The 10,119-nt window shown below is 50.8% G+C and carries 10 protein-coding genes and 2 tRNA genes; 8 read left to right on the forward strand and 4 right to left on the reverse strand.

The genetic code is table 11. From position 1 onward, the window contains the following. Positions 1–6 precede the first annotated feature (6 nt). From P1P89_20505 to P1P89_20525, 5 genes are all read left to right on the forward strand, one after another. Complete coding sequence (locus P1P89_20505) at positions 7–153, forward strand: LuxR C-terminal-related transcriptional regulator (protein MDF1593898.1); 147 nt, start codon at positions 7–9, stop codon at positions 151–153. 321 nt (positions 154–474) lie between these two features. Further along, entirely contained in the window at positions 475–678 is a 204-nt protein-coding gene (locus P1P89_20510) for a hypothetical protein (GenBank protein ID MDF1593899.1), read from the forward strand. 11 nt (positions 679–689) lie between these two features. Beyond that, on the forward strand, positions 690–986 hold the full coding sequence (locus tag P1P89_20515) for an isoamylase early set domain-containing protein (GenBank protein ID MDF1593900.1): 297 nt from the start codon (positions 690–692) through the stop codon (positions 984–986). Positions 987–1,132: 146 nt separating this feature from the next. After that, a complete protein-coding gene (locus P1P89_20520) occupies positions 1,133–1,381 on the forward strand; it encodes a hypothetical protein (protein MDF1593901.1) in 249 nt (82 codons plus the stop codon). Positions 1,382–1,749: 368 nt separating this feature from the next. Further along, positions 1,750–2,241: a universal stress protein gene (locus P1P89_20525; GenBank protein MDF1593902.1), complete on the forward strand. Its 492-nt coding sequence runs from the start codon at positions 1,750–1,752 to the stop codon at positions 2,239–2,241. Between the two features lie 77 nt (positions 2,242–2,318). Here P1P89_20525 and P1P89_20530 read toward each other — a convergent pair whose 3' ends face one another. From P1P89_20530 to P1P89_20540, 3 genes are all read right to left on the reverse strand, one after another. Then, positions 2,319–3,440: an NADH:flavin oxidoreductase gene (locus P1P89_20530; protein MDF1593903.1), complete on the reverse strand. Its 1,122-nt coding sequence runs from the start codon at positions 3,438–3,440 to the stop codon at positions 2,319–2,321. A gap of 308 nt (positions 3,441–3,748) precedes the next feature. Next, a complete protein-coding gene (gene selB, locus P1P89_20535) occupies positions 3,749–5,659 on the reverse strand; it encodes a selenocysteine-specific translation elongation factor (protein MDF1593904.1) in 1,911 nt (636 codons plus the stop codon). Positions 5,660–5,680: 21 nt separating this feature from the next. Further along, positions 5,681–5,857, reverse strand: coding sequence for a hypothetical protein (locus tag P1P89_20540; GenBank protein ID MDF1593905.1), 177 nt, complete (start codon positions 5,855–5,857; stop codon positions 5,681–5,683). Between the two features lie 486 nt (positions 5,858–6,343). Between P1P89_20540 and P1P89_20545 the strand changes: the two genes are divergently transcribed. From P1P89_20545 to P1P89_20555, 3 genes are all read left to right on the forward strand, one after another. Then, positions 6,344–6,419: transfer RNA gene (locus P1P89_20545), tRNA-His, on the forward strand. Positions 6,420–6,581: 162 nt separating this feature from the next. Then, positions 6,582–6,658: transfer RNA gene (locus P1P89_20550), tRNA-Arg, on the forward strand. Positions 6,659–6,802: 144 nt separating this feature from the next. After that, entirely contained in the window at positions 6,803–7,987 is a 1,185-nt protein-coding gene (locus P1P89_20555; GenBank protein MDF1593906.1) for an AAA family ATPase, read from the forward strand. 288 nt (positions 7,988–8,275) lie between these two features. Here the strand turns inward: P1P89_20555 and P1P89_20560 are convergent, their stop codons facing one another. Next, a complete protein-coding gene (locus P1P89_20560; GenBank protein MDF1593907.1) occupies positions 8,276–9,445 on the reverse strand; it encodes a Fic family protein in 1,170 nt (389 codons plus the stop codon). Positions 9,446–10,119 lie beyond the last annotated feature (674 nt).

The raw sequence follows: 10,119 nt of genomic DNA on the forward strand, positions 1-10,119 counted from the left end.
CAACAAGTGGCGGACAAACTGTTCATCAGCCCTAAAACGGCTGAAAACCACCGTGCCAATATTATGCGCAAGCTCGATCTGCACAGCACGCTAGAACTGGTGCGCTATGCCGCAAAGCTCGGCATCATCGACATCGATAGCTGGAAAACATAATCCCGCCCCCCGCCCGCAACATTATAGCCGTTATCAAAGTACCGCTGAAAACATCCTTCCGGCGGAATTTATTTTTGAAAACCGCTCTAGAATTCTTCTCCTTTCAGGTCATAGCGGCTCCGCTGACAAATATCGTTGCAGTCACTCCAAATTTCCGAAATCCGGGAAAAAACCGATAAAACCACCTGGAAATTTTTTCCGGCGTATGGATGGTATTCCCATATAGGGAATTTTCCTATGAAAATTGAAGCCTTTCTCCTATGGACAAATTCTATAAAGTCCATATTAATACACCCTGATACGTTACAGAGACAGATTGAAATGGGAAAAAAGGAAAACAATTCTCAAGAGGAGAATCGGTTCGATTTAGCCCGGCTGATTCGAAGCGTTCAGCGTATAGAGGGAAACCCGGATTGCTTCGGAAAGGCCAGCCGGCATTGCAGCCAGAGAGACTGCTGCTGGAAACCATACTGCCTGCCGCCCCCGGGGTTTGGACAGAAGAGCGACTTTAGCAACGACAAATAAGGAGATCAGCCATGACAAAGGCAAAGGTAAAATCCAGAGGCAGCCTGAGAAAAGTAAAATTTTCGTTTGAATCAACCGGTGCCAGAGAGGTTTTCTTGCTGGGCGATTTTAACAAATGGGACCCCCAGGCCCACCCCATGAAGAAGGATGTAAACGGCAGATGGAACCGAACGCTGATGATGCCCCCCGGAACATACGAATATAAGTTTATAGCGGATGGGCAATGGCTGCTGGACCCTTGCAACGACCAGTGTTGCCCGAATTGTTTCGGGAGCGACAACAGCGTCTTAAATCTGGAGTTAAGATAAGCATATCCCCTGATTCTGAAATTGCCGGCCGCCATCCTGGCAAGGCGCCTTGCTGTTCTTTAACCGTACCCAATTAGCGTGAAATAAACCGGCACAAATGAAAGGCTGCCCTTTTTGGGCGAGGAACGTCACTGGAGGATGATCCCATGGGAGGCACCAACATAAGGGGAAATAAGCTCGATCTTGAAATGGGTTACCTGGCGAAAAGTCCCTGCCGTGATTGTGCCTTAAAAAAGAATCTGCCCCGGTGTTCGAATGATTGTCGCATGTTAAATCAATTGCAAAACCGGCTGGCCAATCTCGTATCCTGTTTCAACGGGTATGCGGAACTTGAAACCTATTCTCTGTCACAGCAGAATTTTTTTTACGGGCAGATGGATCGGATCGGATCATAACCGTTTTAGGGTGCCCCAGGTGCTGGAATGACAATACTTTATGAAAAAAGAAAAGATTCCCGGCATCGATTAAAAGCCTCCTTAATCTGCCAGACAAATCTGTCGGGGGCCAATTATCATGCTAACAAATTGGACCACAGCCATTAAGAGCCATTATAGCTTTAAACCCGGAACGATGATTTATATCAGGCGTGAAAGCTGTCCGCAAAATTGTCCGGCGGGCCAGGCCTGTGAAGGTTGCCGAACGGTAACCCTTGCAACCGTGAAATGGTGTCAGTCGCGTGAAAGTGAAGGAATGGGTCTTTATTCAGCCGGCGCAAAATACTTTTGAAAGGTAATGCGAAAGGCAATTTGAGAAAGGAGGGAATATGTATAAAAAAATTATGGTTCCCTTGGACGGCTCGAAGCTGGCCGAATGTATTCTCCCGCATATTGAGGCATTTATTTCAGGTTGCCAACTAAACACGATCGTATTTGTGCGGGTCACGGAACCTGTCCCGGTGAGTTCGCATGGCGGATATCAGGTCAGCGAAATGGATTATAAGCTGATAGAAGAAAACACCAAGAGAATTAAAGCAGAAAGAATTTCTGCGGCTGAGAAATACCTTAAAGGTGTGGTGAATCGACTGAAACATAGTGGGGTGAAATTCCAGACGGAGGTTCTGGTCGGAAACGTTGCGGATAAACCGATAGACTACTCCGAAGCCAACGGCGTTGATATGATTTTCATTGCAACCCACGGCCGCTCCGGGGTGAGCCGGTGGGTTAGGGGGAGCATTGCCGATCGAATCCTGCGGGCATCGCGCGTGCCGGTTTTAATGCTCCGGGCGCCCGGCACCCTGAATGAGAGCAAGGCCTGACCGACCCCTGTCCTGAAGGCGAGCCTATGTTTTGCAACTCGATTCCGGTTGATGGAGACAAGCGTGACGGGTCGGTTCTATTTAAAAACCTCCCGGTAAACAGCGCGTTTTTCTTTGTTCCATCTCGGGCAGAAGGCCGGTTTTGCCTGCATCACCAGCTTAAAGCAGGCGTCGCACTTAGGGCTGCACTTTAAGATCGATCGATCCGCTCCTTTTCTGGCTTTTTGCGGCCACGTCGGATCCACCCACAGCATGCGCGCCAGGCCGATCAGGTCCGCTTTTTTGCCGGTCAGGAGGGACTCCGCTTTGGCAGGGGTTGAAATCCGACCGGCTGCGATTACCGGCACCCGCACCTGTTTTTTGATTGCACCGGCCAATGATGCCATGTATCCGGGTTTTTGGGACTTTCTGACGATATCCGGCCGGAAAAAAGATTCATAGGTGCCGCCCATGACGGAAAGATAAGCGACCCCTTCTTTTTGCAGTTCTTTTGCCAGCACCGCGGATTCTTTAAGTCCAAGTCCATCCGGCATCCACTCATCGGCCAGAAAACGGTATCCCACCGGAAAATCCCCCACGTTGTCCTTCACGCGTTTTAAAACTTCTACGGGAAAGTTAATGCGGTTTTCAATGGATCCGCCATACCTGTCGGTGCGCTGATTGGTCCGGGGTGAGACGAACTGCGAAAGGAGATAACCGGTCCCGCCATGAAGCTCCACCAGATCGAACCCCGCTTTTTTGACCCTTAAGGCGGCAGCAGCAAACTGTTTCTGGATGGCGGCAATCTCCTTTTTTGTCAACGCGCGCGGGGTCCTGTTAAATGCCGGCACCCCAGAGGGGGCCACTGCATCGGCCACATGGGCAAAACGTCCGGCGTGGTTAATCTGCAAACCGGCGCAGCAGCTTTCATCCTTTATGGTAAGGGACAGCTTTTCAAGACCGGGTATATAGCGATTATGATCGCATCGGATGGTCCGGTCCGAGCCGCTCCCATTCGGCGAAATGCTTGCGTTTTCGATCATAATCATGGCAGCCCCGCTCCGGGCCATCTCCTTGTAATGATAAAGCAGCAGGGGGGAGACCTTGCCGCCGGCAGCCGCGTATCCCAGATACAACGGCGCCATGGTGATGCGGTTTTTCAATTTCAGGCCATCAATCCTCATAGGATTAAATAGATTTTTATAGACAGGTTTTTTCATTTTCCCCTCCTGATGTATACATTGCGACATAAACAGTTTATGGTTTCATTTTAGAAAAACAGGTTCTTGGGATCAGGTCAATAAAAATACAAGTTCCAAGCACCAAATTACAAACAAATCTCAAATTCAACCACTCAATGATCAAACTCCTCCAAGGCAAAACGTTTTTATTTTAGAATTTTGGTCATTTGAATTTGTTTGATATTTGGGATTTGTTATTTGAAATTTTATTAGGTGAACGCAAAGCAAGCAAAGAAATCCCCTCTGATGATAAACAAAGTTCGGTCCCCCGGATCGGGATTCTTCTCCTACCGCGACCGGAGCCTGCGAACGTCTCCAACGCGGATGGTCACATTCTGAGAATCGAAATATTCCAGCAGCGGGATGAGGTATTTGCGCGACAGGCCGGTCATATCCTTAAACTGGGTCGGTGTCATTTCGCCGTTGCTTTGCAGAAACGCAATGATTCTGTCTTTCAATTCGGCAATTGTGTCGGCATGAAAATACAGATCATCTTTGCTTTTAATAATCCGCCCTTCATTGATGAGCAGCATCAGCATGTCTTTGGCCCGGGGCGCATCCGTGGGAAGTGTGCTGCTGAGATCGCGAAAATAGGGCGGGGTCAGGCCGCTCTGTCGGTAAGACTCCAGAATTTTATTTTTGATGTCGGTCTGGTCGCCGCCCAGGGATACGGCATGGGTTTGCAGGCGGATGAAGTTTTCATCCTGAACGATCTCGTTATCTTTTACCATCTGATTGAGCACCTGGTTAAAAAACCGGGGGGTCAAGATCGGCGGGAATTTGGATTTAAGCTCCTCTTTGGACATGCCTTCCTTGAGGGGATGGACCTGATGGTAATTTTTCAGGTGCGCCAGCGAGTCCTGTTTCAGCTTCTCCATGGTGTCGTTGTGGATATAGATCTTATTCTCCTTATCGATCTGGAGCAGTGTTTTTTTGGACATCAGGTTCTGCAGGGCCTGCTGGAGCTGCTTTTCCGGGAGGTTCGTCATAATCCTGAGATTGGCAAAAGAAACGCCGCCGTAGCCGGCCTCTTCGGCATAGTAGGCGATATTGTTTTCCGGATCACCCGCCAGGATGCCTTTCAGGCGTTGGACAATGTCGGCTTTAAACCGCTTATGTTTTTGCGGGATGGGATTCAATACCCGTCCGCCGCCGATGGTGCGCACAGGCGAATAACTACGGATGACGTAGCGGTCGTCTTTAATGGTGGCCAGGGGCGTATCCAGACGGATTTGAACCACCGTTGTCTCTCCCGGCATCAGTTCGTCGGCTTCCAGCAGGATCAGGTTGCCGAGCACCTCACTGGTTCCGGTGTGGAACCGGACGCGGGAGCGGTTTTTTAATGGTTTTTTGTTGCTGGCGAGATACTGAAAGGAAACGTCTATCATGTAGTTCGGCACCAGTGTGCCCGCGCCGGCAACGACCTGCCCGCGGAAAACAGCGGACTTTTCAAGGCCTTGAAAATTAATGGCCGTACGCATGCCGGCATAGGCCTGCGCCACGCTGTCATTATGAAACTGGATTCCGCGGACCTTGGAGGTTGTTTGGGACGGGTATATCATGACGGAATCGCCGACCTGCACCTTGCCGGAGATAAGGGTGCCGGTAATCACCGTTCCAAACCCCTTCATGGTGAAAACCCGGTCGATGGGCAGGCGGAAAATATCCGAAAGGGCCCGCTCAGGGATGCTGGCGCACAGATCATCCAGGGTCGAGACCAGTTCAGGGATGCCGCTGCCGGTCAGCGCCGATACCGGCAGCATGGGCGCGTCCTCCAGGAAGGTCCCTTGGACAAAATCCTGTATGTCCTCCTTGGCCAGTTCCAGCCACTCCTCGTCCACCAGATCGGTTTTGGTCAGGACGATGACACCGTGCTGAATGCCTAACAGGATGCATATTTCCAGGTGTTCCCGGGTCTGGGGCCTGACCCCTTCGTCAGCGGCAATCACCATGGCGACAATATCAATGCCGGTGGCGCCGGCTACCATATTTTTTACAAATTTTTCATGGCCGGGAACATCGACAATCCCGAGATGCCGCCCGCCGGGAAGATTCAGGGCGGCAAACCCCAGCTCAATGGTGATGCCCCGGGCTTTTTCTTCCTTGAGCCGGTCCGTGTCAACGCCGGTAAGGGCCTTTACCAGTGCGGTTTTGCCATGATCGATATGCCCGGCCGTTCCTAAAATAAACTGTTTCACAGATCAGAAAACTCCTTATAGTCAATTCTTGGGTTTGCGGTTTCGAAAGTACTCGGTCACATAAGCCATTCCCACCATAAAAATTCCGAGACCCGCCACAAAAACAGGATTGGCGGCCGGATAGAAAAACCGCATCAGGATGAGCGCCAGGGCGGCTCCCAGAACGGCACGGATGAGAAAAATATAGAATCGGTTCACAAGAATATCAGCCTTTCAGTCGCCTGAATGTGGATGTATTAATTTGGGTCATCCTTGTCTAAAACAGAAATCTCACCGCAAAGACGCTAAGGACGCAAAGTGATTTTTTATCCGGCGGTGAGGGGCCGCCGAATAAAAAGCCTTCTTCCATATCAGAGCATAAATTTTCGCAGTCCCATGGCCATGAAAAGCTAACTGAATCCATACCCGTAGGGTTAGAGTTTATAATCCAATCGCCCTCTCCCGATTGGATCATAAGAACATTCCCTCAGCGTTCTCTGCGCCTCTGCGGTGACCCTGGATTTGAAAGAGGCCCATATAGATCCAAAAGCCCCATGAAATCAACCCCATTGTGAAGAAATTGTATCAAATTTGGACAGCTATGAATTTGGGTTGAAATTTAGTGTATAATAGCGCATGATGATGTCAACAACAATTCTGCTTGTAATGGAACGCACAATCTGTTAGGTAGATTTCCGCTATACGGTGGGTGTAGCTCAGTTGGTAGAGCACCGGGTTGTGGCCCCGGTTGCCGTGGGTTCAAGTCCCATCACTCACCCCATTTTAAAGTATCGTTAAGCCTCTGGAAATTGTTCAGTTTCGATCAATTTCAAGGAAGGCGAAGATTTTAAGACTGAGGCATACTGTTAGTATGTTGAAGATTAAAATCCGAGCATGACACCGAAATTGGGCGAAAGAGGGCGATTTGCAGAGGCTTAATCTTGCGCCCGTAGCTCAGCTGGATAGAGCGCCGGACTTCGAATCCGTAGGCCGCAGGTTCGAATCCTGCCGGGCGTACCAATAATAATTTTAAGGGGTTATGGTAAAACACCATAACCCCTTTTATTTTAATCAGGTGTCGTGACTTGGTTTTTTCAGACTATTTGCTAATCATATTGTAAATATGCATTGCAATTTTACAAGATAACTGGCATAAAGCATAACATGCCCGTCGATACCATACCAAGACTTCTCCAGAGACCCGAAAGGTCTTTTTTCCTCTTCGGCCCGCGGGGGACAGGAAAAAGCACCTGGCTGCAGCAGGTTCTACCGGATGCCTTGCGCCTGGATTTGCTGGACGCGTCCCTGTTTCTCGAGCTTTCGCGTGACCCTCATCGTCTCGAAGCCCTGATCGGCAGTCGCACAGAAGGCGACTGGGTGGTGTTGGACGAAATCCAGAAAGTGCCTGCCCTGCTGGACGAAGTCCATCGACTCATGGAGTTGCGCCGGTGGCGCTTTGCCCTCTGTGGATCATCCGCCCGCAAACTGCGACGGGGTGGCGCCAACCTGTTGGCGGGCCGGGCCTTGACGCTATCCTTGGAAAGCTTTTCCGGCGCCGAACTTGGCAAGGAATTCGATCTGGATTTCGCATTGGAATGGGGATTGCTGCCGTTCGTCCGCAATGAACCGGAAGACGCAGCGGACATCCTGGCCGCTTATGTCAATACGTATTTAAAGGAAGAGCTGCAAGCCGAGGGGCTGATTCGAAATGTCCCGCCGTTTGTGAGGTTTCTTTCAGTAGCGGGTCAGATTAACGGCCAGGCTCTCAACGTTCAGAATATCGCTCGTGAGGCAGCGGTGGCCCGCAGCACGGTGGACACTTATTTTGCTGTTTTAAGCGACACCCTGGTGGGACACATGCTTCCAGCATGGCGGCCCAGGCTCAAGGTTCGCGAAGCAGCCCAACCGAAGTTCTACTGGTTTGATCCCGGTGTCGCCAGGGCGGCAGCCGGCCTGCTGCGTAATCCGAGCGACCGGCTCTGGCAGGGAGCAGCCCTTGAAACGCTGATTTATCACGAGCTGCGGGTTTACAACGAGGTCGGGCGCAAGCATCGCCCTGTGTTTTATTATCGAACACCTGCCGGAGTCGAAATCGATTTTATTATCGAAACCGCTCCCAAGCGGCCCCAAAGCCCACCCGCCATAACGGCCATCGAAGTCAAGCGGTCCGAGCGTTGGGATCGGGCCTGGGGCAAACCGATGCTCGATCTGGCTGCTGCTGCCGCCGGCGTTAAGGTGGATCGCATGATCGGCGTTTATTGCGGGACACGCAGCTACCGATTTGGTGCGATTCAGGTTTTTCCGGTGAAAGATTTTGTCAGGGCATTATTTGCCGGTGAAGTATTTTAGAGATGGATTTCTAAACATCGGGAAGCTCAATTTCTAAAGATCGTAATTACGGGAAAGGAAATAAAGCGTCATAAAAAGAAAAAGAAAAACCGGGGTATTTTAATCAAGATTCAAGGTTTGACCCCGATGTCGCTTTTTGTTACTCACTGTTCATTATTAATTTTTCCGTGAACCTGACTTCGAATCCGTAGGCCGCAGGTTCGAATCCTGCCGGGCGTACCAATAAAATCAATAGGTTAGATTATGTTGCGGCCCTATTTTTTTGACTAAAAAAGGATGCCCCGTCTATTATTCAGGGGGCAGCTCAGTGCCACGGTTCATGATCTCCACATATTCAATGTAACTGAACAGCCGATTGCGTTTCTGTGCAGTCATTTCCCGCACAATGCCGATGCGCTCAAGGTGCCCTAGGGCCTTGTTGACTGTGGCCGGGGTGATGCCGGTCTTTTCCACCAGCCAGCCTGGCGTGGCGATGGGGCGCTCCAGCAGGGCGCGGTGTAAATCCAGGGCGGAAGCGGCTGCCCGTCCAAGCACGTTAATCTTCATGCGGTCCTGGTTCGACACGTCCGTAAGCTGCCGCGCCGTTTCCATCGCTTGGGTACTGGTGAAGATGACGGCTTCGGCAAAGAATTCGAGCCAGGCCTCCCAGTCACCGGTCAAACGCACCTTGTCAAGCAACTCGTAGTAATACGGACGGTGGGTCTTGAAGTAGAGGCTCAGATAGAGCATCGGCTTCCGCAGCACTTTCTGTTCACACAGTATCAGGGTTATCAGCAGGCGGCCAAGACGGCCATTTCCGTCAAGGAACGGATGGATCGTTTCAAACTGCACATGGGACAACGCCGCCTTTAGCAGAGCCGGTGTCGGTTCGGGTCGGTTGTGCAGGAAGAGTTCAAGCCGGCCCATGCAATCCGGTACCTGCTCAGCCGGAGGTGGAACGAACGCAGCGTTGCCGGGCCGGGTTCCGCCGATCCAGTTCTGGCTGCGCCGGAAATCCCCCGGAGTCTGATTGCTGCCACGGCCCTTGGCCAGAAGCACGCCATGGATATCCTTGATCAGCCGCAAGGAAAGCGGAAACCCTTCGGCCAACCTGCTCAGCCCATGGTTGAGCGCTGCCACATAGTTGCTGACCTCCCGCACGTCGTCCAACGGGACGCCCGGTTGCTGATCCAGTTCAAACAGCAACAGGTCTGAAAGTGAAGATTGCGTCCCCTCGATCATGGAAGAGAGTACGGCCTCCTTGCGGACATACATATAGAGGAAAAGGGATGTATCGGGCAGTAGCATCGATACACTGTCCAGCCGCCCTAAAGACAGTAGCGCCTGGTCGAATTTGTCTCGCAGCGGGGTTGTCCAATTAATGGGTGGACGCGGTGGCAGCGGAGCAGGCACAAAGGCCTGTACCCTCTCACCCATCGTCGATATCGTAAGATAATGCCCTTGGAGCTTTCTTCTCATGTCCTGCTCACAACCTAAAATAAGGTTTATGGTTATTTTAGCTTACACCATAATACTAAAATAAAGAATCGTGGGGTAAAAAGCAAGCGGATTTTTGTACCTGTCTGCCATGTGGTCGGGGTAGGAGTCTGAACAAGGTTGAAGTTTTCAGGTGATCTTTTTTCGGGGACCTTCAGCAAAACATCAAGGACCCTCCGGTCTTAAAAGGCCCATTTCGATGGCAAAAACAACGTTTTAAGACAGAAATCAGCGCCGGTTTTTCGTCGTTCTGTCGTCAAATCAGCCTATTAGCTTGGTCCGACCCGGCAAAGGAACAGAGGGAATTTATCCTTATGCCGGTGGAGGAGTCGTCTCTCCACCTGGGGGCGTTGCCGTGACATGGTCGCCCTCAGATCCCACTCCAGGGTGGAATGTAGGCGTTCAAGGAGGGTATTGGGCTGGATTCCAATATGGTTATAGCTTTGAAGGTGGTGGAGATACATTCTGGGAAGTAGGATTTGTAACCCCAGGATTTTCTGTTACAGGTTATCATGTTTGGGAACCATGGAGATGGCCATGGAAAAAAGACAAAGAAGATGATCCATGTGAATAGTAACTCAATGTCGTTAACTTAAGCGATTGGCTTATAGCAAATATAAAATTTCCTGGATGATACCCGGTGATTTCGGGGGTAA

The organism is Desulfobacterales bacterium (assembly GCA_029211065.1).
Classification (GTDB): domain Bacteria; phylum Desulfobacterota; class Desulfobacteria; order Desulfobacterales; family JARGFK01; genus JARGFK01.

Bases quoted from the DNA above. Each gene is read 5' to 3' on its own strand.
- P1P89_20510 (MDF1593899.1), top strand. From the start codon at position 475: ATGGGAAAAAAGGAAAACAATTCTCAAGAGGAGAATCGGTTCGATTTA.
- P1P89_20515 (MDF1593900.1), top strand. From the start codon at position 690: ATGACAAAGGCAAAGGTAAAATCCAGAGGCAGCCTGAGAAAAGTAAAA.
- P1P89_20520 (MDF1593901.1), top strand. From the start codon at position 1,133: ATGGGAGGCACCAACATAAGGGGAAATAAGCTCGATCTTGAAATGGGT.
- P1P89_20525 (MDF1593902.1), top strand. From the start codon at position 1,750: ATGTATAAAAAAATTATGGTTCCCTTGGACGGCTCGAAGCTGGCCGAA.
- P1P89_20530 (MDF1593903.1), bottom strand. From the start codon at position 3,440: ATGAAAAAACCTGTCTATAAAAATCTATTTAATCCTATGAGGATTGAT.
- P1P89_20555 (MDF1593906.1), top strand. From the start codon at position 6,803: ATGCCCGTCGATACCATACCAAGACTTCTCCAGAGACCCGAAAGGTCT.
- P1P89_20560 (MDF1593907.1), bottom strand. From the start codon at position 9,445: ATGAGAAGAAAGCTCCAAGGGCATTATCTTACGATATCGACGATGGGT.